This window comes from Labilithrix luteola (assembly GCF_001263205.1).
GTDB classification, from domain to species: Bacteria; Myxococcota_A; Polyangia; order Polyangiales; family Polyangiaceae; genus Labilithrix; species Labilithrix luteola.
Map to the genome: position 1 here is coordinate 737068 of NZ_CP012333.1, position 23906 is coordinate 760973.

At 67.3% G+C, this 23906-nt stretch carries 21 protein-coding genes; 8 read left to right on the forward strand and 13 right to left on the reverse strand.

Features of this window, described 5'->3' with window-relative positions; all coding sequences use genetic code 11:
• Window positions 1-70 precede the first annotated feature (70 nt).
• The gene (locus tag AKJ09_RS03430; protein WP_146645745.1) at window positions 71-1588 is read right to left on the reverse strand and encodes a toxin-antitoxin system YwqK family antitoxin; all 1518 of its coding nucleotides are present in this window, start codon (window positions 1586-1588) and stop codon (window positions 71-73) included.
• Between the two features lie 282 nt (window positions 1589-1870).
• Here AKJ09_RS03430 and AKJ09_RS03435 point away from each other — a divergent pair, with 282 nt between their 5' ends.
• The gene (locus AKJ09_RS03435) at window positions 1871-3232 is read left to right on the forward strand and encodes a TrpB-like pyridoxal phosphate-dependent enzyme (RefSeq protein ID WP_146655425.1); all 1362 of its coding nucleotides are present in this window, start codon (window positions 1871-1873) and stop codon (window positions 3230-3232) included.
• Window positions 3233-3329: 97 nt separating this feature from the next.
• Here AKJ09_RS03435 and AKJ09_RS03440 read toward each other — a convergent pair whose 3' ends face one another.
• The 6 genes from AKJ09_RS03440 to AKJ09_RS03465 form a co-directional block, all read right to left on the reverse strand.
• Entirely contained in the window at window positions 3330-3977 is a 648-nt protein-coding gene (locus AKJ09_RS03440; protein WP_146645746.1) for a hypothetical protein, read from the reverse strand.
• A 241-nt stretch (window positions 3978-4218) separates the two neighbouring features.
• Window positions 4219-5262: an SMP-30/gluconolactonase/LRE family protein gene (locus AKJ09_RS03445; protein WP_146645747.1), complete on the reverse strand. Its 1044-nt coding sequence runs from the start codon at window positions 5260-5262 to the stop codon at window positions 4219-4221.
• 29 nt (window positions 5263-5291) lie between these two features.
• Complete coding sequence (locus AKJ09_RS03450) at window positions 5292-5810, reverse strand: hypothetical protein (protein WP_146645748.1); 519 nt, start codon at window positions 5808-5810, stop codon at window positions 5292-5294.
• Window positions 5807-6091, reverse strand: a complete 285-nt coding sequence (locus AKJ09_RS03455; RefSeq protein ID WP_146645749.1) for a hypothetical protein — start codon at window positions 6089-6091, stop codon at window positions 5807-5809. Before AKJ09_RS03455 ends, AKJ09_RS03450 begins: the two co-directional genes overlap by 4 nt.
• Window positions 6088-6690, reverse strand: coding sequence for an RNA polymerase sigma factor (locus AKJ09_RS03460; protein WP_146645750.1), 603 nt, complete (start codon window positions 6688-6690; stop codon window positions 6088-6090). The genes AKJ09_RS03455 and AKJ09_RS03460 overlap by 4 nt, the downstream gene beginning before the upstream one ends.
• A 35-nt stretch (window positions 6691-6725) precedes the next feature.
• The gene (locus AKJ09_RS03465) at window positions 6726-6968 is read right to left on the reverse strand and encodes a hypothetical protein (RefSeq protein WP_205633583.1); all 243 of its coding nucleotides are present in this window, start codon (window positions 6966-6968) and stop codon (window positions 6726-6728) included.
• A gap of 829 nt (window positions 6969-7797) precedes the next feature.
• Here AKJ09_RS03465 and AKJ09_RS03470 point away from each other — a divergent pair.
• The 3 genes from AKJ09_RS03470 (at window position 7798) to AKJ09_RS03480 (ending at window position 10529) form a co-directional block, all read left to right on the forward strand.
• On the forward strand, window positions 7798-8448 hold the full coding sequence (locus AKJ09_RS03470; RefSeq protein ID WP_146645752.1) for a hypothetical protein: 651 nt from the start codon (window positions 7798-7800) through the stop codon (window positions 8446-8448).
• 282 nt (window positions 8449-8730) lie between these two features.
• Window positions 8731-9453 (forward strand): rhomboid family intramembrane serine protease, encoded by a 723-nt coding sequence (locus AKJ09_RS03475; protein WP_146645753.1) that lies wholly within the window; start codon window positions 8731-8733, stop codon window positions 9451-9453.
• Between the two features lie 377 nt (window positions 9454-9830).
• The gene (locus tag AKJ09_RS03480) at window positions 9831-10529 is read left to right on the forward strand and encodes a hypothetical protein (RefSeq protein WP_146645754.1); all 699 of its coding nucleotides are present in this window, start codon (window positions 9831-9833) and stop codon (window positions 10527-10529) included.
• Window positions 10530-10628: 99 nt separating this feature from the next.
• Here the strand turns inward: AKJ09_RS03480 and AKJ09_RS03485 are convergent, their stop codons facing one another.
• Together AKJ09_RS03485 and AKJ09_RS52640 are read right to left on the reverse strand one after the other, a co-directional pair.
• Complete coding sequence (locus AKJ09_RS03485; RefSeq protein ID WP_146645755.1) at window positions 10629-12764, reverse strand: complex I subunit 4 family protein; 2136 nt, start codon at window positions 12762-12764, stop codon at window positions 10629-10631.
• 5 nt (window positions 12765-12769) lie between these two features.
• Window positions 12770-15067, reverse strand: coding sequence for a hypothetical protein (locus tag AKJ09_RS52640; RefSeq protein ID WP_169927221.1), 2298 nt, complete (start codon window positions 15065-15067; stop codon window positions 12770-12772).
• Between the two features lie 108 nt (window positions 15068-15175).
• Between AKJ09_RS52640 and AKJ09_RS52645 the strand changes: the two genes are divergently transcribed.
• Window positions 15176-15808 carry an HAD family hydrolase gene (locus tag AKJ09_RS52645; RefSeq protein WP_169927222.1) on the forward strand — a complete coding sequence of 211 codons (633 nt, stop codon included), beginning with the start codon at window positions 15176-15178 and terminating at the stop codon, window positions 15806-15808.
• Window positions 15809-15835: 27 nt separating this feature from the next.
• Here the strand turns inward: AKJ09_RS52645 and AKJ09_RS03500 are convergent, their stop codons facing one another.
• Entirely contained in the window at window positions 15836-17614 is a 1779-nt protein-coding gene (locus tag AKJ09_RS03500) for a PDZ domain-containing protein (protein WP_146645758.1), read from the reverse strand.
• Between the two features lie 95 nt (window positions 17615-17709).
• On the opposite strand from AKJ09_RS03500, the gene AKJ09_RS03505 reads away from it, so the two are divergent.
• Window positions 17710-18813 carry a mannose-1-phosphate guanylyltransferase gene (locus AKJ09_RS03505; protein ID WP_240488381.1) on the forward strand — a complete coding sequence of 368 codons (1104 nt, stop codon included), beginning with the start codon at window positions 17710-17712 and terminating at the stop codon, window positions 18811-18813.
• Window positions 18814-18815: 2 nt separating this feature from the next.
• Here AKJ09_RS03505 and AKJ09_RS03510 read toward each other — a convergent pair whose 3' ends face one another.
• Window positions 18816-19880, reverse strand: a complete 1065-nt coding sequence (locus AKJ09_RS03510) for an NAD-dependent epimerase/dehydratase family protein (RefSeq protein ID WP_146645760.1) — start codon at window positions 19878-19880, stop codon at window positions 18816-18818.
• 173 nt (window positions 19881-20053) lie between these two features.
• On the opposite strand from AKJ09_RS03510, the gene AKJ09_RS03515 reads away from it, so the two are divergent.
• Window positions 20054-20629 carry a TetR/AcrR family transcriptional regulator gene (locus AKJ09_RS03515; protein WP_205633584.1) on the forward strand — a complete coding sequence of 192 codons (576 nt, stop codon included), beginning with the start codon at window positions 20054-20056 and terminating at the stop codon, window positions 20627-20629.
• Window positions 20630-20670: 41 nt separating this feature from the next.
• Here the strand turns inward: AKJ09_RS03515 and AKJ09_RS03520 are convergent, their stop codons facing one another.
• Window positions 20671-21336, reverse strand: coding sequence for a hypothetical protein (locus AKJ09_RS03520; RefSeq protein ID WP_146645762.1), 666 nt, complete (start codon window positions 21334-21336; stop codon window positions 20671-20673).
• A gap of 265 nt (window positions 21337-21601) precedes the next feature.
• On the opposite strand from AKJ09_RS03520, the gene AKJ09_RS03525 reads away from it, so the two are divergent.
• The gene (locus AKJ09_RS03525) at window positions 21602-23086 is read left to right on the forward strand and encodes a C1 family peptidase (protein ID WP_146645763.1); all 1485 of its coding nucleotides are present in this window, start codon (window positions 21602-21604) and stop codon (window positions 23084-23086) included.
• 13 nt (window positions 23087-23099) lie between these two features.
• Here AKJ09_RS03525 and AKJ09_RS03530 read toward each other — a convergent pair whose 3' ends face one another.
• Entirely contained in the window at window positions 23100-23822 is a 723-nt protein-coding gene (locus AKJ09_RS03530) for a sulfite exporter TauE/SafE family protein (protein WP_146645764.1), read from the reverse strand.
• Between the last annotated feature and the right edge of the window lie 84 nt (window positions 23823-23906).

The following is a 23906-nucleotide window of genomic DNA, read 5'->3' on the forward strand; positions in this document are numbered from 1 at the left end:
CAAGCTCTCCATTGCTCGAGCTTTCGACGTAACGATGTATGACTTTATCCTCCTCGCGGAGGTCGCCACGTCAATCGTCGGCGATGATTCCCAGCTCGAAGACGCCGGCGGCGAGGCCAAGCCGTTTGAAGAGTTTCTTCATCGCTGCCGCGGGAACGCGACGCTCGAGAACGAGCTCCAGGCGCACCATGGCGAAGGCCCACTCGTCGAGAGTCGGGAAGGCGCGGCGCTTGTCGAAGATGCCTTCCTCGTGCTCGTAGCCGAGCACCTTTCCGGTCTTCAAATCGAGAAACTGCATATTGCCCATGCCGTCGTAGGCGAGACCGAAATAGCGGTCGTCCGTCGCTCCGTAGAGCTCGTTCTTCACCGTATCGAAGCCGTACGCGTCGAGGCTCGTCGTCACGAGCGAGGGGAACTTCTTTCCACGCGCGAGCGCATCGAGTGCTTTGGCGGCCGCCTGGTGCTCCTTCGGCAGACGCGCAAAGGCCTTCTTGGCGCGAGCAGCATCTTCGTCGATCTTCGACGCCGCGTACTTGGGAAAGAACGCTGCAAGGTCACGCGCCAGGTCACCTCGCTCGATATAACCGGAGATCGTTTCTCGCTCGATCGTCTGGCCGAAGTCCTTCACAGGCTTTGCCGGGAGGATTTCCTTTCCGCGCTCGTCGAAATTGCGAATCGAGACGAGCTTTCCATTTTCGTATTCGGCTTCGACATGGTCGAGGTCGCGCACGCGACGTTCTCCGAAGAGCTCGTCCACGGTCACCTCGACGTCGTCGAACTTGAGCACGGGATCCATGAGGGTCAGGTGCCGCTCGACGTTCCACGAGAGCTTTCCGTGCAGCTTTCCCTTCTTGAAGTGGGCAACGGCAAGGGGCTTGTCGACGGTCACCACCCTGAGATCGTCGCTCTTGCCGAGATCGCTCTCGAAGAACGCGGCACGCAGCAGCTGGCCCTTGTCGTACTCGGCTTCGACGAGGCTCGTCAGCGGAGGACCGTCGAGCGTCGATGCGACCGTAAGTGATCCGTATTTGTAACGAAGCGACTTGCCGTGGCGGTCGCCATCCAGATAGTGGGCGTCCTCGAGGAGCTGGCCGTCGCGGTACCAGAGGCGCTGCCGCCCATTCATGTTCCCGAACAGAGGCCCTTCCACCCAAGCTTCGGTCGCGTGGATCCACGATGCCGCCTCGGGAACCGTGGCCGGGCGCTTCGGCCAAGGCTTTCCATCGGAGCCGACGACCTTGCCGCCCTTCGTGAAGCAGCGTTCGCCCGTCATCACGCCGCGATCGTAGGTCTGCTCGACGCGCACTACCTTGGCGTCGAAGGTGCCGTCGAGACTCGACTCGCCACCCTCCCCGCGCTCCCACCACGCCCCCCCATGCTCGGCGTCGTCTTTGTAATTCACCTCGCCGGACACGCGGCCGCTCGGATACCACTCCCGCCACAGGCCCTGCTTTCTTCCCTTGGCGTCCTTGGGCCCGGCGCGAAAGACCTTGTCTTTCGGGATCCACTCGGCGTCGGTGGGGGCCTGCTTCGGGCGGGGCGGAATCTTGTGCTTCGTCGTCGCCTTCGTCGTCTTCTTCGCAGCCATGACCGCCGATGAGACAATGCTTCTGACGCCGGCGAAAGGCCCGAGTCGAAGCTCCGTGCGTGGTGCGTGCCTCGCGCACCTCGACTCCCCGCACTCCCCGCACTCCCCGCACTCCCCGCTCGTCCTCGAACGTCGAGTTTTGCGACTTCGACTTTCCAGCTCGAGCGGGTCACGCTGCGTGCGAATTCTGCGGAAATTCGTCGTTACGCTGACCGGTGCGCGAAGCAAGATTTGCTGCTCTCCTTCGATCCCGTCCACGAAGACGAGAAGGAGAGCAATCCGATGAGCGATACGGTGAAGTTCGTCCTCGACGAAGAGCGGATGCCGAAGGCCTGGTACAACATCGCGGCCGACCTCCCGCAGCCGACGCCCCCGCCTCTTCACCCCGGCACGCACCAGCCCCTCGGCCCGGCCGATCTCGAGCCGCTGTTCCCGATGGCGTTGATCGAGCAAGAAGTCTCGACAGAACGCTGGATCGAGATCCCCAGACCGGTTCGAGACATCTATCGTCAGTGGCGGCCCTCACCGCTCTTCCGCGCACGCCGCCTCGAACAAGCCCTCGGGACGCCGGCCCGCATCTATTACAAGTACGAAGGGGTCTCGCCCGCCGGCTCACACAAGCCGAATACCGCGGTGCCCCAAGCCTTCTACAACAAGGAGGCAGGTATCAAGCGCCTCGCCACCGAGACGGGCGCCGGGCAATGGGGCTCGTCGCTCGCATTCGCGGGCGCGCTCTTCGGAATCCAGGTCACGGTCTTCCAAGTACGCGTCTCGTACGATCAGAAGCCGTACCGCCGCGCGTTGATGGAGGCCTACGGAGCGAAGTGCATCGCGTCTCCCTCCACCACGACCGAATCGGGTCGCGCGATCCTCGAACAGAACCCGAACCACACCGGCAGTCTCGGCATCGCCATCAGCGAGGCCGTCGAGGTCGCCGCGAAAGATCCGGCGACGAAGTACGCCCTTGGCTCGGTGCTCAACCACGTGCTGCTCCACCAGACGATTGTCGGCCAGGAGGCGATGCTCCAACTCGAGCAGGCGGGTGACTACCCGGACGTCATTGTCGGTTGCACGGGCGGCGGCTCGAATTTCGGGGGCATTGCCTTTCCCTTCATCGGCGAGCAGCTCCGAGGCAAGAAGAAGGTTCGTGTCGTGGCCGTCGAGCCCGCGGCGTGTCCTTCACTCACACGCGGCAAGTACGCCTACGACTTCGGTGACACGGCTCATCTGTCACCGCTCGTGAAGATGCACACGCTCGGCTCGACGTTCACGCCGCCGGGGTTCCACGCGGGTGGCCTCCGGTATCACGGGATGGCGCCGCTCGTCTCGCATCTGAAGGAGCTCGGCTTGATCGAGGCCGTCGCCTATCCGCAAACGACGGTCTTCGAAGCCGGTCTGACCTTCGCGCGCGCCGAGGGCATTCTTCCGGCGCCCGAGGCGAATCACGCGGTGAAAGGGGCGATCGACGAAGCGCTCCGCTGCAAGGAGGAGGGCACCTCGAAGGTGATCCTCTTCAACCTCTGCGGACATGGTCACTTCGACATGGCGGCCTACAGCGAATTCGCCGCCGGTCGACTCAACGACGCAAGCTATGCCGAAGGCGAGCTCGCGATGGCGCTCGCCGGCCTTCCCTCGATGGCGTGAACGTACGCGTGCCGTGTCGGCTTGGAGGAGGTGGCGCCTCCTCGATGGCACGGCACCTGCCACACGCCAGATCAGCGCCTGCTCGAATGAGACGCGGTCAGGGTACGACGGTCGTTGCGCGGACGTACCGCGACATATCGAACGATTGAACGAGCTCGAGGAAGCGACCGTCCTCCGACACGCGAGACTGGAGCATCTGCGTGCCGAGGCCAGAGGTGAGATTGATCTGGTAGTAACCAGGCCCGTTCATCATCGTCGTATCGATGTATCCGACGTTCCGCTCGTAATCCCACGAATCCTTGCGAACGAGCGTGTCTCCGGATGACACGAGCAAGTACGCGTATGGCCCGGCCAGCTCGATCGCAACGGCGTCCGCGGGGCCCGGGACGTTGCCCGAGCACTTGTACCAGACACCCGAAATGCGGCCTTGGACGTCGGCGACGGACGTGTACGTATGAATCGGTCCCGACGGCTCGGCGCAGTCGGGGATCGACCAAACCTGGGCGGCAGGCGGGTTGACGTTCGATTCGGTATCCGCGCTGCTCGGAGGCGAAACGACGGGCTGGCTCGGAGGCGACTGGCCTGGCGAGGCGTGCGCCGGATCATCCGTCGTCGCCGTCGGCTGATGGGGCTGGCTCACAGCGGGCGTGTCATCACCATCGCCGCCCGGAGTCACGGCTCCACCGCACGCCAGCGCGGTGGTCGACACGATCGTCAGGATCAGTGGCAGCTTCAAGATTCTCATTTGGTCGTCCTCTCGCGTCACAGTCAGGATCGCCCGCCATCCGCGGCGAACGCTCCCGGCCGCAGCTGCACGAAGCAAGTCACGCACCAGCGACAGACTCCGCGAAAACTCGGCGTCTCATGCTCGAACACCGCAGACCGAAGCCGTGTCATGGCCCACTATGGCATGCCATGGCGCACCCCTACGTTTGCGCCGAGACTTGCGGCCGCCGTCGGGGTCCAGGCCGGCCGACCGGCTCGCGTCAGTGATCGCTCTTCGCGACGATGTTCAGGTTCGATCCGTTGGCGACGACCACAGCCGTCGGCGTGACGGCGAAACTCTGCGGATCGATGTTGGCTCGGCACCCGATGGATTCCGGACGCCCGCCGGTCGAGGCGACCCTCTGGAGGAGCCCGTTCGAGACGAAGTAGATGCTGGCGCCGTCGGCCACGACGCTGACGGTGGTGCTGGCCTGGACGATCGAGCTCGGCGCGCCGCCCGTCTTGGGGAGGGCCACGATCTGGCCGCCGCCACCGGTCGCCCAGTAGATTCGCTCCGCGTCCGCCGCGAGACCGGTCAGGTTGAATTGACCCCTAGCAAGCTGACGGGGCGCCGACGAGCCGTCTTTCGGAGCCGCCATCACGATGCCGGCCTGGGCGTAGAAGCCGTCCGTCCAGTAGACGGAAGTGTCGTCCACGACGAGGGTCATCGGCTCGAGCGATTCGACGGCAAGCTGCTCGACGGCGCCGCCCGACTTCGCCACGCGAGACACGCCGCCGCCGGGCATCTCGGTGCCACTCGTCGAGAGCGTTCCGCGATTCGTCCAGTAGACGTGCGTGGCGTCCACCCGAACGGACGTCGGGTAGAGCTGCTCCGCCGCGAGCACCACGGGGGATGCCGTTCCGTCCTTGGACAACTTCACGATTGCCCCGTGCGTGTCGTCGGCCCGCGCCACGTAGACGTTCGCCTCGTCGATCGCGAGGCCGCTGACGCGCGCTTCGGTCCAGAGCTGGGAGGGCGCCCCCGAGCCGTCGAGCGCAACGCGCAGGACGTGCGCCGTCCCCTGTGCGGGCTGGCCGCCTTGAGGGACCGTGGGGCTGAAGACGGCGACGTACGCATGCGTGTCGTCCGCGACCACCGCGTTGATCGGGTCGGTCCCGACGACAATGAGGCGCGCGCCGCAGCTCCCCTGCCCGTCCGCTCGCCCGCCGTCGACGAGATCGCTGCCGACGACCGCGGCGCCGGAGCTACAGCCGAGCACGAGCGAGCAGCCGAGCAGCCAATGGAATCGTCGTGTGGGCTTCATGCTCTTTTCCTCAACGTTCGAGGTGGGCATCACGGGTCACGTTTGGCGGCGCTGCACGCGCCTTCGACGCGCGCGCCGAGTGGGCTCGCTCCGTGGTTTGCCCGGAACGCGTTCGCCGCCGCGCGCGCTTCTTCCCTCCGGCCCGCTTCGCACAAGGCAAAGACGCGAACCGCGGAGCGCTCGGGCTCGAGGACGCCGTGCGGATACCGCTCCGCGTGCAGCGCGAGAATGGCGAGTGCGCCTTCGGCGTCGCCGCCTTTGAGGGTTCGATTGGCCTCGCGGAGAAGACGCGCCTCCTCCGTGATGGAGCCTTGAGCCAGAGCCTCGGACGAGGCCGCGCGTGCCTGTGGCGGTGACGCGGGCTCGGACTCGGCGAGCGCAGGCACCTCGACTCTGGACGACGGCGGCGCGACGTACCTCGGCGCAACCTGCACGGGCGGCGACGCCGGGGAAGATGCGGCCTTCGCCGCGGGCTCTCGAGCGAATGTGACGGGCGGTGCCGGCGCGACGAACGCGGGCGACGGCGTCGTCGAAAGCGCGCTCGTCACGGCCGGCGGCGACGGAGCGTTCGCCTCGCTCGGCCTCCTGGATTCGAGCGACAGCATCGCGCCACCTGCACCGAGCGCCCCCAGAACGACGCCGAGCGCGACGAGCTTGGCGGCTCCCCCGTGCTGGTCGCCGCCGCGGCGCTCGCGGTCGTCATGACGGACGCCGCCGTGACCTGCGCGAAGATGGCGGTCTTGAGCCGTGAGCGGTCTTCGACGGGGATGCCACCGGCCTCGCGCGCTCGAGAGAGGAGCGCCTGGGTGTCGGAACGAAGCTCGCTCATCGCGCCCTCCGTGCTTCCCGCGCGCGCCACCGGTCGGCCGCACGTTCGAACTCGGCGCGAGCCGCGCGAAGCCGTGAATGGATCGTCTTGACGTTGACGCCCGTGGCCTGCGCGATCTCCGGGAGCGTCATTTGCTCGAGCTCCGCGAGCACGAAGACGGCGCGCTTGTCGTCGTCGAGTGCGCCGAGCAGCTCCTCGACGAGCCGCGCGGCGTCGGCCTGGACCACGGCGTCGAAGGGACTCGGCCGCTCCGTGTCGACCACGTGGTCGAGACCTGCGTCATCCGCGGAGACGAGCCAGCTCGGCACCCTGCGTCGCAGGTAGCGCCGGTGATCCTGAACGACGCGGAGGAGGATCGAGAAGATCCACGTCTTGTACGAGGCGCGCCCCTGGAAACCTCCGAGCTGGCGATGAACGACCAGGAAAACCTTCTGAACGACATCGTCGAGTGCGTCATCGGAGACGCCGAGACGCCGAGCACTGCGCCAGACAAAGTCGACATATTGCTCGTAAAGACGCTCGAAGTTCGGCACTTCGTCCGGCTCGACAAGGGGCAATGCGGCGGCGCGCACGTCCGCGATGGGCACGACGATCCCCATGACATCCCCTTAGTGGCCGGGCCTTCGCCGGAGCCTCAAGGAAAATGCAGCTCCGCTCCGGCGGACATCTGAACCGATGCCACGGGGAGACGATGCACGAAGCCGGGGCCCTCGATGACGAACGACGGGCGAGCAAAGGGAATCAGCGCTCCGGCCCCGGCATGGATGGAGAGCCGCTCCGTGAGACGCACAGCGCCCATCGCGGCGAGCGTGGAGGTGACGGTCCAGATCGTCGTGCTCGTCGTGCTGACCGCCCCGAAACCCTGCCCAGACACCATGTCGAGACCGACCCCCGCGCATGGCCCGACGTCGAGCCCCCCGCGATGGGGAGCCAGCAAGCGCGCGTTCCACCGTGGAGCAACCACAACTCGGCCCCTTCCCCGCCGTTCGTTGGGAGTGTGGCCCGAAGCGGGGGTAGGAAGGCGGCATCGGCCTCGACGCGTAGGTTGCGATGGCGCCATCCGACAAACAGCTCCGCGCCAGCGGCCGTGGATGCCAGCATGGCTCCGTCGACCAGAAACGACGCGCCGGTGTAGATCGACGGCGCGGGCGTTCGTTCGACGAGCGCAGGCTTTTCCTGGCTCGGCGGGGCGCTCGTGAGGACGACAGGCACCGGGTGTGGAGGTTCGCTCGCGGGCTCGGCAGCGCTCGGGTCGACCGCAAGCGCCACGATCACAGCGGCGACGTCGGTGACCGACGCGCACGATTCTCCGTCGACCGCACGTTCGCTCGACGTTCCGGCGCGTGTAAGCGTGATCGCGGCATGCCATCGCTCCGCGCGCGATGTGATCACGACGTTGGCAACGAGAGCCTCGGTGGCGTGATTCGGTCCCACGAGCTCGTCGATCCTGCGCGCGACTTCGGCCGCGGGCGCGCACCCAGGCTCGGCATTCCACGACAGCGCGACGGCCTGCTCCGCAGAGGCGCGGCTCGAAAGAGCGAACGTCGCTACGGCAAGGAAGGATGCCGGAAGCCAGCACCGAGTCATCGCGCTGCTCTTGCCACGAATCGTCGTTCTCGCACGCAGAAAATAGGAGGGCGAGTCGGACGCTGCCGATTTTTCGAGACGAAGGCATGAGGGTGGCCACGAAGAGTGTCGAGGTTCCGATGCGACGCTCCCTTTTCCGGCTTTCGTTCACGGTTCTTGCGGCCTGCTCTTCGAGCCACTCGTCTTCCGCGCCGCACGATGCTCCGACGTCCGACGATGCGAGCGCGAGCTCGTCGGATCCGAATCACGACGCCGGTAGTGGAAGCGATAGGTCGCACTTCGTCGGCACGTGGAAGGTCACCGAAGGCTCGAGCCTCGTGACCTGTCCCGGCGTGCCGAATTGGCCTGCGGAAGGCATGCCGCTCGATGACAAGGAAAGCGTGGTGCACATCGAAGAGGGCGCGACGCCTGGCACGATCACCGTTCATCAAGAGGGCGCCGGTTGCTCGTTCACGTACGCGGTGACCGGTAACGTCGCTTCGCTCTCGGCACCGCAGACGTGCTCGCCACAGGGCCCACAAATCGGCGGCTGCTCGAGCGACGGGGGCGCTGGTCCGAGCGACGGCGGCACTGGCGGTCACCGGCACGACGGAGGCGTCCCCTCGACATGGCTCCTGACCCACGACACGCTGACGCTCGCCGGCGACGGCGTGACGTTCGCAGAGGCCTACGAAGAAGACCTCCACGACTACGCAGCCCTCTGCGATGGCGACACCATCGTCACGTACGACTGCCACGCCTCCGGCCACGATACGCTCACGAAGCAGTGAGGGTCTGCCTGACAGCCCAACCCAGTTGCGCGAACTGAACAGTCGAACGGAGATCGCGACAGTAGGCGTCCGCGAGCGCGGGCGAGGCCGAGCTCTCGGTGGCGGGAATCGAAGACACCGCGGGCCGCGCGGACGGTGCAAAGCGTTCTACGTGGGCGCTCGAATCGAGCTAGCGTCTCGCCATGCCGATTCTTCATCGCGGCAGTGAACCGGGCCGGGTCGGCCGGGTCGGCCGGGTCGACAACGCCGTCCAGCCCACGTTCGGGCGCGTGGAGGCCTGACATGCTTCCCGTTCGCGACGACCTTCCGACGCGCTCGCCGGCGTTCGTCAACTGGATGCTCATCGGCCTCAACGTCGCGGCCTTCATCACGCAGGTGGCTGGCGAAGCGACCTCGCACGACGGCAGCTTTCTCGACGGGCTCGCGCTGGTGCCCGCCAACTTCGTCGCGCATCCGCTCGCCTCCCTACCATCGCTCTTCGGGCACATGTTCCTTCACGGCGGGCTCAGTCACATCGCCGGAAACATGCTCTTTCTCTGGATCTTCGGCGACAACGTCGAGGATGCACTGGGGCACGGCCGCTACGCGCTGTTCTACGTCTCGTGTGGCCTCGCCGCGGCCTTCGCGCAGATCGCCGGCTCTCCGCACGCGACGATTCCAATGGTGGGTGCGTCCGGGGCCATCGCGGGCGTCCTCGCCGCGTACGGGGTGCTGTATCCGCGCTCCCCGATTCGTGTCGTCAATCCCGTTCCGTTGCTCTGGCTCTTCTGGGGATTCTTCCTCTCACTGCCTGCGTGGTTCGTCATCGCGGAGTTCTTCGTCGCCAACCTCTGGAATGCGCTCCATGCCAACGCGGCCAGCGGCGGCGTTGCCTTCCTCGCGCACGTCGGCGGCTTCCTCGCCGGCTATGCGTTCCTGAGGGCGCTCCAGGTCCACCAAGCGGTGGAGCACGCGTCGTGGCAGGGCGTACTCCCCAATCGCCGCGACGAGCGGCGGGCGGACTAACCCCGGAGGGGTCAGCGGTCCCGAGCGCGGGACCGGCTTCGTCTTCGGGGACGTCGGCCTCGAGTACGTGCAAAGCACACCACTGAGGATCGGGCTCGACGCGCGCGTGGGACCGACGTTGAGGCGACCAACCTTCGTGGCGGAGACGGCCACCGGCGAACGCCGGGAGCTCCATCAACCGAGCTGGGTGAGGATCCAAGGGATCTTGTGGGTCGGCGTGGTCTTCTAGAGCTCGTTGGCGTTCACACCCGCGCGACAGCCCCCTGTTTTCAACCCCCTTTCGTCGCTGAAATTCCGCAAAATTGCACCGTGACGGTTTCGAATCGCGTGTTGTGGATCCTTGTCCCGCGCATGGGCTTGGAGTAGCGTCGCCCGCCATGTTCCGCACCACTCTGCCGCTCGCTCTGTCCGCAATCCTCTTTGCCGCCGCGTGCGGTGGATCCGACCCCGCGCCCAAGGCGCCCGAGACCGAACCGGTCGCGTCGGCCGCGCCCGCCCCGGAGCCCACCCCGGCCCCCACGGCCGAAGCAAAGCCGGAGGCTGCTCCCGCGCCCGCGGCTGAGCCGGCGCCCGCTCCGGTGAGCATCGCGGTTGCCGCGATGAAGTTCACGCCCGCCAAGAAGGGCAAGACCAAGGCTCTCGAAATCAAGGGCGACGGCTCGATCCAGCAGGACGGCAAGCCCTTCCTCAAGATCTCCGGCGACCACGTCGAAGACGCGAGCGGCAAGACGCTCGTGACGGTCGGCTCGGACGGCGCGCTCACGGGCGACGTCAAGAGCGGCCTCAAGCTCGTCGGCGACGACATCGTCGGCGACGACGCGAAGATCTCCGTCGGCGACGACGGCACGGCGACGATCACGCTCGGCAAGAAGAGCGAGTCGTTCGGCAAGTTCGAAGGCGGCGCCGGCGCCAAGAAGGCCGCTGCCCTCGTGACGCTCGTTCTCGGCGGCGTGCCGAAGGACGCGGCGAAGCCCGCCGAGAAGGCCGCTCCGGCGAAGCCCGCCGCTGGCGACAAGAAGGACGCGGCGAAGCCCGCGGCCGCCCCCGCCGACAAGAAGGCCCCCGCGAAGAAGTAAGTTTCTTCTTCTCGATCTCGAAAGGCCCTCGGAGCAATCCGGGGGCTTTTCGTTTTGTGCGTTCGCCACCGTCCCCCGCCGACGCGTGCGGCGGTCCGTTCAGACCCGACGAATCAACGAGGAGAGAAAGGTGGCGATCTGCTCGGCCCCTGGCGGGCTCACGGCGTTCGCGATGTCGCGCACCGTCCCGGTCGTGACGCCGAGCAGCGGCGCCGGCCACAAGCCAAGCAGAACGACGAGCACCGCGAGTGGCGCCATGGCCATCCATTCGCGTCCCGTCAGATCGGGAAAGCGCCCTCCGAAGGCCTCGAGCAGCGGGCTCTTCTCCCACGAAGGGTCGAGCCGCCCGAAAACGAGTCGCGACACCACGCGGAGGTGCGCCACTGCCAGGACGAGCAGAGCGACCACCGACACGAGGGCGAGCGGTCCGTAATTCGGAAGCGCACCGAGGAGCGCGAGAAGCGGGCCCCACGCGCCGCCGAAGCCCATGACCCCTGCCTGACCGAGCGCAGCGACGGCGATGACGGCCGACAAGCCGGGCATCGTACGACCGACCCCCTCGAGCACAGTGACGTCGTCGGTGTGTGCCCGATCGTCGACGGCCGCGACGACGAGCAGAAAGAGCGCCATCGAGACGGCACGTCCCTCGGTGGCGACGATGGCGCCCGAGAGGCCTTGCGGCGTCATCGACCCGGCCCCGAGAAGCACGAAACCGATCTGGGTCATGCTCGCGTAGGCCGCGAGGCGCCTCAGATCCGTTTGGGCGAGCGCGGCGAACGCTCCATAGGCGGACGTGACCGCGCCGAGCGCCACGACGATGCCCGACGCGCTGCGCATCCCCTCGGGCAGGACGGCGCACCCGAGGCGAAGGAGCGCGCAGATGCCGATGGCCGGCATGGCCGCCGACACGAGGGCCCCGGCGGCTCGAGGCGCCGTGGTCAAGACCGGGGCGAGCCAGCCGTGGAGCGGAAACGCGCCGAGAAGAACGATGCTCGCGAGAAGTACGAAACCGAAGGCGACCTTGACGAGGGCTCCGCCGAAGAGCGTTGCCTGCTTCGAACCGAGGGCGACACGCGAGAGCTCGGGCAGACTGAACGACGTGGCCGTGCGCGTTCCGTCGACGAGGAAGGTCGCATCGGCGTGACGCGAGACTGCGACGATCGCCACGAGAAGCGCGAACACGGCGACGAGGCCGAGGACACCGAAGCGCAACGCGGCATGCGAATGACGAGCGCCGAGCCGGCCCGAAGCGAGCACCGTGGCCGAGACGACGGCCACCGCCGTGAAGATCACGAAGAGCAGCCCGTCCATCGCGCAGATTGCACCTGCCGCCGACGCCGCGAGCGCGAGATACGCCGCGTGGTAACCGGGCGCGCCTCGGGGACCGCGACGATCGAAGAGCAGGCCGAAGAGGGCCACGAGGCTGGTGACGAGGAGCGCAATCGCCGCGATGCCGTCGACGCCCAAGAAGATCTCGGCCGCGAGAGGACGAATCCAGACCGCGTGCTCGATGAACTGAAGGCCGTCGTTGCCGTCGAGGCGCGAGACGTCGCCCGCGAACCCTCGATAGACATAGAGCGCGAGCAACGTCTGGACGACGAGCGCGACGGTCGTGACCTGGCTGGTCGTTCGATCGTCGGAGCGTCCGAACGCGCGCAAAAGGAGCACGATCAGCGCGCCGAGGACGGGCACGCCGACGAGCAGCGAGAGGACGTGCGCCTCGAGCGGCCCCAGCAAACCCGGCACCTGCGCGTGAACGCCCATCGCCACTTCGCCCGCAGACTCGTCGGACGTCGTGACCACGACGTGGCCGAACAACTGACGCAGCCGCACGCCGCGCTCGGGGGCCCACTGGACGATCGCCTTCTTCGAAGCGCCCGGTGCGATCGTGAACGGGAGGACGCCCCCGTCGGGCTTGACGATGAGCTTGGGGGGCGTACGAGGGTCCGCCGCGTCGCCGCGCACGGCGATACGCGACACGACGAGCGGCTCTTTCCCTTCGTTCGCGATGACGAGCTCACCTGTAAAGGCCCCGTCCCGGGCCTGGAGCTCGATCGGTCCTCGGCCGCCGTGACCGGCCCCCGCCTCGAGCCGGACCGAGCCTGCCCGGCGACCATCCTCCGCACGCGCGGCACCGGCGGAAGCGGCCAGGAGCACGAGCGCGGACACCGCCAGCAGAATCCAGTGAAGCGCGCGAGGCGCATGAGGGGAAGCTGGGATGCGTGTTTGAATCATCGCGCTCAGCCGAGCAGCACCGCGAAAAGCAGGATGAGACCGAGAAGGGCCACCATCACGAACAATAGAACGAATCGGAGCCGCTCTGCGATCCGCGGATTGTCGAGACCGAGCCGATCTTCGAACTGGCTCACGACGCGGCTCCCCCACCTCACCCGGCTCGGCCCGCTTCGGCCCTCTGCCTCCGCTGCGGCGGCACCGCCGAAGACGCGCTCGGCGCGCCGCACGCCCGAAGCCACCACGAGCACGGACCTCCCGAAGGCGAAGAAGACGTCGTCGATGACGTCGCGGTCCATGGCATCGACCGACGAGGCAAGAAAGCCTGCCGAACTCCGCCCGATGCCTGTGGCACGAGCGAAGAGGGCCGCCGGTGACGTGACCACCGCGCGCAGCCACCCTGGCCCCGTTTCGCCTGCCCCCGTTGCGCCTGGCGAGCTTCGCGCGACGACGAGCCCGACGACGGCGCACGCGAGCGCGAAGAACGCGGCGGCCGTCGCGATCCCCGTGCTCGGCGCCAGCGAGACGTCGCCGAAGACGCGTTGAACCAGCGGAACGACGCGTCCACCGTAAGGCGACGTGCCCGCACCGAGCAGAGCACCGCCAAAGAGCGCGCCAGCGGCAAGACCGATCTGCAGGGCGCTCGCCACGCGCCCCTGGTCGCGCTTCTGGTCGCGCTTCTGGTTGTCTCGGCGAACGCGCTCCTCCGCGCCGAGGGCGGAGGGCGGCACACCTGCATCATACATACGAAAACAAACGTACGAGACGCTCACCACCGTCAGGCCTAGGAAGAGCGCGGAGACGCCGAAGGCGAGGCTGCCCGTGCGCGCGCCGACCAGCAACGAGCCGGCGAGCGATGCATACCCCGCGAACGCGCCGGTGAAAGGCAGCAATCCGGCCATCGCGGCGCCGGCGACGCCGAGCCAACGAACATCCGCGTCGACCTCGATCGTCGCCGCGAACGAAGCGAGCGCCACCGAGCCGAGGATGACGAACGAAGCGCTCGTTCCCGCACCGCCGAGACACGCGATGGAGAGCGCCGCGGCCGCCGCGAGCACCGAGCCGAAGACGCCGCGAACGTGATGGCGCGAGGCGGCGTCCAGTGCGAAGAGGAGCGCGAACGCACTTCCGAGGAGAGCGAGCGCTCCGAGACCATCCTTGTCGATCAGTAACGCGACCCGCGAGACGAGCGCGAATGCGACGATCGCTTCGAACGGATTTTGCGCATGCGCCGCAGCGGAGGCAACGAGGCGCAAGAGGGCGCCGAGCGCCACGAGGAGCACCACGAAGGTCGACGTGCGAACGCCGAACAAAAGATGCTCGCCGAGCGTCACGCGCGCGGTCGATGGCGACGAGACGTTCGGCCGTGCAACGGCGAGCTGATCCGCGAGATTGCGAAAGCTGGTCGTCGGTCCGAACGGTGCGAGCGCGTACGCCCGTCCTGCTGCGAGCGTCACGTGGGTCACGAGGAGCTGCGAAACGGCACTGCCCGCATCGATCTCGAAGGAGTGAACGCCCGGCTCGAGCGTCACCGTGAAGGGAGACCGCAGAGGTTCGCCGGGAAGCGGTGGCCCGTCATCGGACGTCACGAACGCGCCCGCATACGTCGACATGGAGACGGTCGACTTCCCGTCCGGCACGGTGACGTCCGGAATGGCAACGAGGGCGAACCGCGGGCGGGCATCGGGGTCGAAACCTCCACCCCCGAAGGTTCCACCGAGCGACCAGAAGAGAAGCACGAAGCCGAAGAGCGCGAGTCCATCGCCCGTCAGCGCCGTGGCGACGCGCGAGACACCGGGCGCGCCGGTCATGCCCCAGGCCGCAACGGTGGCCAGCCCCAGACCCACGAGCACGAGCGGCCACGCGGCGGCGAGAAGGACGAGGAGCGAGGCCGCCACCAGAATCCCCGTCCACCCGAGCGACGTCGGCCGCGCTCGATCGACGTCGGCGTAGGAACGAATCACGGAGGCGACGGCCAGGATGCCGACGAGGATCGTGAAGGCGATCGCTCCGAAGTCGGCAGCGAGATCGATCGAGAGGTCGAGCTGCCCGAGGCGCACGAGCGTGGCCACGTGCTGTTCGATCACCCGCCCGGGACCGAGCTCGGCGAGACGGATGGCCTCGAACGTGGAGAGCACGAGGATGCCGCTCGAAGCTGCCAGCGCGACGGCGCGCACGCTTTGTCGGCGTACACCGAAGATCGCGCTCGCGAACGCGAAGGCCGCCCAGAGCAACGGAAGGACGACCAGCCACACGAGAGACGCGCTCGGCTCGGCGATGCGGAGGAGGCCTGCGGTCTCGAACATGGGCTCTACCGAGCGCGGAGGATAGCGCAAGTGGACCGGCCAGCGTTCGCCAGCGTTCGATTGCCGTTTCGATCGTCGCCGCGGAGTTGCGGGGTAGACTGGCCCGCAATGGTCCGCCCCAAGGCTCTGCTTTTCGACCTCGACGGAACGCTCGTCGATTCCCGGCGAGACATCGCCGAGGCGTGCAACGCTGCCCTCGTCGCGCACGGTCGAGCCCCCCTTCCCATCGAGCGCGTCAGTACGATGATCGGTGATGGCGCGCGGCTTCTCGTGGCTCGCGCGTTCGAGCTCCCCGAGCAAGATCCGCTCGTGGGCGAAGCACTCGCCACGTTCAAGGCGCATTACGCGGCGCATCCTTGTGTCCACACCACGCTCTTGCCGGGCGCGCGAGCGGCGCTACAAACCGGCCTGCGCTCCGCGCTCGTGACGAACAAGCCGCGAGAGATCACGCTGCTCCTCCTCGATGCCCTGGGAATTCGGGCGTCGTTCGAGGAGGTTTGGGGCGGAGACGGACCTCTCAAGCCGTCCCCTGCGGGGATTCTCGCCGTGCTCGACCGAATGAAGCTCGCCCCGAGTGACGTGTGGTTCGTAGGCGACGGCCCGCAAGACGTCGGCGCGGGCAAGGCCGCTGGCTGCTACACGGTCGCCGTCGACGGCGCGATTGCTTCGCACGACGCGCTGCGCGCGGCCGGTCCCGAGCTCGTGATCGCCGATCTGAACGAGCTCGTGGCTCGGCTCTGAGAACCGAGAAGCCGCGCAGGCGAGTCCTCAGAGAAACGGGCTGGCGTGCGGCTCCGGACGGAGCATCGCACCACGAACGCGCACCATCGAGCGCACGGCGAGAAGCGCGATCGCGAACGCCATCGCCGCTCCTGCTGCAAGCTCGAGCGACGGGCTCATCGGCGCGAGGCGACGCGAGCCCACCACCGCGAGTGCGCCCGCGAAGAGGACCGGAACGAGACGTCGAAGCACGAACGAGCGCGCGTCGCTGGTGGTCCAGGGCGAGGCAATCGACGCTGCACCTCGAAGCACGGCGACGAGAGCCCAGGTCTTCACGACGAAGACGACGGCCGCTAGGAGCTGCAGCCCGAGCGAGCGTGCCACTCCGGCGCCCGGCAGCTGCCAGCCGCCGAAGAACACGGCGACACCGAGCGCGCACGCCACCAGGAGTCCGAGACGCTCGAGGACGACCGCGCCGCGAGCGCGCGATCCCGCCGCCGCCTTGGGCGGCGCCAGGGTGAGAGCGAGCACCGGCCCCTCGATGCTCGGACGAACCAGCAAGAACAGAGCGCCGAGGTAGGCGAGCGCGAGCAAGAACGTGGCCGGCTTGTGCGCGGCGCCGAACTGCCACGGCGCTCCGCCCTGCGCGCGGACGATCTCGGAGAGTGAGAGCGCGCCCGTCGCGACCACGACGCCGACCACCGAGACGGCGAGCACCAGGGCGATGCCGAGCACCTTGGCCGCGGCCACGCTCGAGCCCACGAAGCCACGCGCCGACATCACACGCGACGTGAGAACGAGCGCGATCGCGCAGACCAAGAGCACGGCGGCGTCGAGCTCCGCGGCGATCACGTGAGGACCGAGGGCAAACGTGGAGAGAAGAATCGAGGCGAGACCGAACGCGCATGCGGCGGCACCTTTGCCGGCCAGGGCTTGCACGACCGCCGACCACGTGGTCGTGCGCAGGCGCGACGCGATGCGAAGCTCGACGGCGCCGAGGACGGTGGGCGCCGGAAGAACGAGGAGGACGAGCGCGGCAAGGGCGAGACCGACGACGAGGAGCGCCGGTGCGTATTCGACCGGAATGCGCTCGGTGGCGTACCCGATCATCGGAATCGACTTGGCGTCCTCCACTCCCGTGTCCCCGCGACGAACCACGAGCTTGGTCGCGCGCGACGACGACGGAATGAAGTCCGAGACGTGCGCCACGCGAACGCCATCGATCTCCGAGAGAACGTCGCCGGCCTGGATTCCGGCGCGATCGGCGGGGGAGCCGGGCGTCACGCCTTCGACGGGGATCCCTCGCGAGGAGCTCGGGCCCGCGAGCACGCCGAGGAACGAGAGAACGCGCGTGCCCTCCTTCTCGTGCGCCTCGAGGACGGTCGCTCGCACCGAGGCGGGGCGAACATCGAGCACGACGCCGTGCAGCACACCGACCAGCGGAGGGGCACCGGGCGTGTTCGACGAAAAGGCCACGTCGACGTCACCACGGAACGTCGCGTGGGAGGCGCTGTCGCCTCGTCCGCAGAAGCGCTCTTCGAGCGCATCCGTAACGGGGAGCTCGACGCGGTCGGCCCCCGTGACCGTACCGTCGGCGTCGATGCTCACCCCGGAGAGCGCCCCGTCGCCGGGCCGGTGAATCGTGCCGCGGAACGTCAAATGGGCGGGACGGCCTTGGGGATACCCCCCGCCGCGAAGCTCGAGCCGGTCGCCGACCTCGATTTCACGCGGAGAAATCTCCGTGACTTCCACCAGAGGAGGCACGACGTCGCGCTGACAAGCCACGAGGCCCAGCGTGGCCAGAGCCACGAGCAGAGCCGCTGCCATCACGCGAATTGCCGCAGGTCGAGCATCCTTGGGGGGCACACCCCATCGAATAGGAGACTCTCCGCTATTGCGCGACTTTTCGGCTCTTTTTTGCCATGCTGCGCGCCATGTCGAAGGTCTACGCGGTCATCATGGCAGGCGGCGCGGGCACCCGTTTTTGGCCCGCTTCGAGGTCGCTCCGCCCGAAGCAGCTCTTGCCCCTGGCAGGCGGCTCGGACGAGCCCCTGCTCGCGGCGACGGTCCGTCGCCTCGCTCCTCTCGTCACGCCCGATCGCGTCGTCGTCGTCACCGGCGAGCACCTCGCCGAGGCCACGGCCAAGGCCGTTCCCGAAGTGCCTCGCGCGCAGATCCTCTGCGAGCCTTCCCCCCGCAACACCGCGCCCTGCATCGCCTGGGCGGCCGACGTGATCGCGAAGCTCGATCCCGAGGCGCTGGTGATGGTGCTCCCGAGCGACCACTTCATCACCGACGAGCCCGGGTTCCGCAACGTCCTCGAACGCGCGCTGGCGAGTGCTGCGCGCGGCAACGTCTCCACCGTCGGCATCGTTCCCACGCGCCCGGAGACCGGCTACGGCTACATCGAAGTCGGCGAAGCCCTGGGCGATGCGGAGGCGGGCGGCGCGAAGAAGGTCTCGCGTTTCGTCGAGAAGCCGAACCGCGAACGCGCCGAAGAGTTCCTGAAGGGCGGCCGCCACCTCTGGAACGCGGGCATGTTCTTCTTCCGCGCACGCGACATGCAAAAGCTCGTGGCCGAGCACCTTCCCGAGCTCGCCGCCGGCATCGCGAAGATCAGCGAAGCGGCATCGACGCCGGACGCGACGAGCGTTCTCAAGGGCGTCTTCCCCACCCTCCCCAGCATCTCCATCGACCACGGTGTCATGGAGAAGGCGTCCGGCCTCGCCGTCGTCCCGGGAGATTTCGGCTGGAACGACGTCGGCAGCTGGCAGTCGGCCTGGGAGCTCGGCGAGAAAGACGACAAGGGCAACGCCCTCGACGCAGGCACGGTCGCAGTCGACGCGGCGAACAACCTCGTTCGCGTGCTCGGCAAGACCAAGAAGGTGGTCGCGCTCGTCGGCGTCTCGGACCTGGTGGTCGTCGACACCGACGATGCCGTGCTGGTCATGCCCCGCGAACGCGCGCAGGACGTGCGCCTCGTCATCGAAGCGCTCAAGGCACAGAAGCGAACCGAGCTTCTCTGACCTCAGGCCAAGCTGGCTTGCTGGGTCGGGCGATCGGCGGACTTCTTCGCGCCGGCGGTCGCCCACGCGTTGCGGTCGTACCACCCGACCACGTCGCGCATGGTCTCGGCTAGAGGGCGGAACGTCGCTCCGAGATCGCGCTGCGCCTTGTGCGACGAGACGCGCTGGTCGAGGAGCATCGCCTTCACGCCCTCGAGCGGGATCGCCGGGGTGCCGCGCGTGATCTTCGCCCAGAGTTCCGAGCCGTGCGCCATCGCGAGCGCGACGGGCGCTGGAATGGCGAAACGCAGGCGTGGACGGCCCGAGGCATCGGCGAGCGCATCGAGGATCTCGCGCAGCGTACGGAACTCACCGCCGACGATGTAGCGTTCGCCAGCGTGACCGCGCGTCAGGGCGGCAACGATCGCGCGCGCGACGTCTCTCGCGTCCACCGTGCACGAACCACCGGGAGGCGCCCCCGGGATCTTGCCGTTGCAGAAGTCGAGATAGAGCTGACCGGCCCCCGTCGGGCCGGCATCGCCGGGTCCCCACATCCATCCCGGAAGAATCTCGATCACGGCGATTTCGTGGCGGGCGGCGAAGTCGACGATCTTCGCGTCGCCTTCCGCCTTGCTCCGGAAATAGAGATTCGAGAGCTGCTCGGCGCTCGGCGGCGTCGTCTCGTCGCCAGGGGAGCCATCGGGGTTGACGCCCACGGCTCCGGAGCTGCCGACGTGAATGAAACGCTGCACGCCTAGCTTGTCGGCGGCGTCGAGCAGAGCGAGCGTGCCCTTGACGTTCACGGCATCGAGCGCGGCCGCGTGCGTCTCGCCTCCTTCGGCCGGTGAGTAGTACTCCCGGAAGTAGGCCGCGGTGTGAACGACCGCATCGCACTCGCGCAACTCGTCGGCAAACGCATCGACGTCACGCATGTCGCCGGAGACCACGCGCGCGCCAGTCCCGTCGAGCATGCGCGCGGCCTTCGCGACCGAACGCGCGAGCGCCACGACGTCATGGCCCTGCGACCGAAGCTCACGAACGAGGTTGTTGCCGAGCAGACCCGTGCTGCCCGTGACGAAGACTTTCATCGTGTGGTTCCTTTCGCGTCAGCTCTCGGGATCGAGCCCGTGGCCGCGCACCGACAAAACATGAAGCTTTGTTCACGTTCTGCTATTCGCTTTTGGACTCCCCCATGTCGACCGCCGCCAATCGCCCGCTTCTGCCTAGAAAGCAGCCTCGCCAGCAACGTGCGCACGACACGATGGAAAGCATCCTCGAAGCGGCCGCTCAGGTTCTCGAAACCGTGGGCTTCGAAAAGATGACCACCACCAAGGTAGCGCTTCGCGCCGGCACGAGCGTGGGCTCGCTCTACCAGTACTTTCCGTCGAAAGACGCTCTTCTCTACGCCTTGCTCGAGCGCAAGTTCGCGCGCATCGTCAGTAAGCTGGCCACCTCGATCGAGAGCTCACGCGGCGAATCGCTCGACGTGCGTACGTCGGCGCTCATCGAAGCGCTCTTCCGCGAGAAGGCCGCCCGCGCCAAGCTCGGTGCCGAGCTCGCTCGTCAAGCGCCTCGGCTCGACAAGCGCCGCATGGCCGCGCACCTGGCCGAGGAGGTCCACCGCCTCGTGCATGGCATGCTCGAGGAGCATCGCGAAGAGCTCGGCGTCCAGGACCTCGAGCTCGCGAGCTGGATGCTCGTGCATGCCGTCACGGGCATCGCCGACGCCGCGATGCTCGGGGCGCTCGAGCGCCTTCGCGATCCGGCGTTCATCGAGGCCGTCACCGATCACGCGCTGGGCGCGCTGGGTCGTAAGCGACGCCGCGCACGGTCCTGAGGCGGCTCCTCGCCGAGCGCCTTGCCGTCAGGACGCGAACGTCATTCCGACTTCTGCAGAATCTTGTCGAGATACACGGTGAACGTTGCGTTGACCTTGATGTCTTCGGCTTCGCACAGTTGGGCGTTGTACCCAGGCTGGCGTCCCGAGTTCCTCACGGCATCCAAGACGCACTCGTCGCTCAGCTCGGACGGCGCATACGCGGCGTTGTAACGGAAGCTACCGGTGAGCCGCACGTAATCACCGATGTCGGTGATGTCCGTCAGCGTCAAGTGCACCTTGCTGTTGGCGTGATCGACATCGGTGTCGAAGAAGAGCCAGTAATTCCCACCGTTGTAGTCTTTGGTGGATTCACCTTCCTCGACGCGCACCGATCCGCCTGTACCGAGGGTACCGGCGAACACCTGTTCGCCGAGCGTGAGCTGCACGATCGAGACACCGGAGGTCGCTTCGTACGCGGGGCCCGCCTCCACGCTTTCGGCAGCCGTGATCGTGAACAGGTCGATCTCGGTCTTGGTGAACTTCATGTAGCCGAGACCGGCTGCGTCCCCTCGCGCCTCGATCCTCTTGTTCACGCGACCCGAGATGTCGACGGTGACGACATTCATCGGTTTGCCGTCGTCGGTCGTGTCGCCCGCGCTGTTGCTACTGCTGGCGTTGCAAGCTGCAAGGACGCCAGCGAAGAGTACGGAAAGGAGCTTCTTCATGGTCGAGCTTCGAGGTTGCGAAGAACGTAGCGGGAGCGGGCTCACCCGTCGTTGACTATCACGTCCCGTCCCATGCTGGTGAACGGTGCGAGCACAGCCGTGGCGTTGTCGAACGCGGGTTGGCGAGGAGGCCGACAACGAGTCTTCGTTCGACGCCGACCACACGTCGATGATGCAAAGAAATTCACTCGATGCCGACCCGCGGCTTGGCGCGGTGATGTCCTGAGCGCATCGGTTCGCTATCTTGAAGGCCCTTCGCTTACGCATGTCGAGAACCTCGTTCTTCCTCCTCCTCACTTCCGCAGTTCTGACGACGGGCACGCTCGCATGCAAACGCGTACTGCCCGCCGCCGACGACGCCGGGCCGGCTCCGGTCGCCTCGAAAGAGCTCGGCGCTCCGAAGACGCCTCCTCGCCCGCGTGCTGCGCCACCAATCCCGCCTCTGCCCGACTTGCCCATCCTGGAAAAGCAGGAGGCGAGCGCAAAGCTCCCTTTCGGGATCACGCTGCCCGTCCGTGCGTCGGCCTCGGGATGCGGAGGGGCAACCTGGAATGGCGCGATGACCGTCGCGATTCCATGCGCCCAGAATGGACTGCTCTTCGGTCGCGAAGAGCAGGGCGCTCGCGAGTTGGTCAGCCCGCGTCTTCTCAAGGGCAACGCCGCGGCTCTTCCTCGTGTCGTCGACAATCGGTTCGTCGCGCTCGAAGGGCCGGTCCGAGATCAACGATCATCACCGGCATGCACCGCGTTTTCCTTGGCAACCGCGATCGATCACGCGGTCGCACGGTGGACGGGCAAACCGTCGAACGTCTCGGCGATGCAGATCTGGTCACGCTATCGCTCGCCGTACGCACAGAAGGCCATCGGCGCGAATCTTGGGCAGTCACTCGCGTCCGAAACGAGCTGGCCATTCGACGAACGGACGGCAAAGGGATGGGTCGCATGCGAACCGGGAAGCAAGCCGCCGAAAGAGGGCTGCGGCCTACTTCCGGATCCGAAACGCGTCGCGTCCGCCAATGCCGACGAGTCCGTCATGCTCACCGACGTCACGTATTTGACCGATCCGGACGTCGACGATTTGCGTGAGCATCTCGCTGCCGGCCAAGACGTCGTCGTCGCGCTCGAGCTGCCACAGGTCTTTGCCGCGACCGGACGTCCGGGTGCGCGTTACGTCCCGCACTGGACGGCGGAGAAAGCAGAGGGCGGCCATGCGGTCGTGCTCGCGGGCTACGTGACGCTCGCCAACGCGGTCTACTTCCTTCTTCACAATAGCTGGGGCACGGCCTGGGGTGACGGTGGTTATGCGTGGATTCACGCGACCACGCTGATGAAGCACCTTCGAGAGGCGCTCGTCGTCGATGCCGAGCCGGTGCTCCGCGATGCGCAGAAACGGCGAAGAACGCGAGGCGCGCTCACGTGCGATCCCGGCCTCGTCCCCGACAGCATCCGAAGTACGTGCACTCCGCCTTGTCCCGACGGCAGTCCGCGCAGCGATGGCGTATGCCCGGTGCAGGCCCAGTGCGGCGCGGGTCTCGTCAATCTAACCGGAGTGTGCGTCATCGCGGCACCGACGACGAAGGGAAGCGATCCGAAGACCGGCATCGCCTGGTCGTGCGGGCCAGGAGGGTGCTCCTACGACCTGCCACGGCGCTCCGATCCGGACTGCAAAGGCAACCTCTGCAAAGCATCGTGTCCGGCCCCCATCTTCCGAATCGCAGCCAGCGGCGACGCTCTCACCTGCGTCGAGTAGGCCTATGGGCTCGCTAGCGCGCCGCCTCCCACAAGAGCGACAGTCCCGACGACAACATCAGGCCATCCACGACGAGCTTGAAGGTTGCCGGACTCATCCGCACGACGACGTGGCGGGCCGCGTACGAGCCGACCATCAACGACGAGCCGATGATCAGCCCATTGGCGACGATGGCGAGCGGCAACGCACCGAAGTGATTGAACGTGGCCACCTTCGCGCCGTACACGGCGAGTGAGCCGGCAGCCTCGGTCGCGAGAAACGCGCCTTTGACGAGTCCATAGGACATGAACACGGGCACCGTGATCGGCCCGGTCGACACCACGATGCCGGTCAAAAATCCGACCACGCCGCCGATCATCGCCAGGTGCCACAACGAGAACCGAAAGTCGCGGCGCGCGAGCCAGCGTCGTGTCGGCACCATCGCGATGAAGAAGACTCCCAGCGCCAATTCGACGGTATGGGGTGGCAACGCGAGCAGCGTCCGCACGCCGAGCGCCGCGCCTGGCACCGCCGTCGCGCAATAGGCACCGCACGCGCGCCAGTCGATCTCGCGCCGCCACGCGAGCACCTTGCCGAAGTTCCCCATGATCGAGGCGATCGCCATGATCGGCACGGCGTGTCGAGGCCCGAACAACGCGACGAGGACAGGCATCAGCAGCATCGACGAGCCCGTGCCGACGATGCCGCTCAGCATCCCCGCCAACAAACCGACCGACAGCACGAGCAGATACCTCAAGCGCTCGACCGTCGTCTCATGATGCCGCGTTTCATGTTCCTGGCTCGATGCCATGGCCCGTCAGCGGCCTTGGTCCTCGAAGTC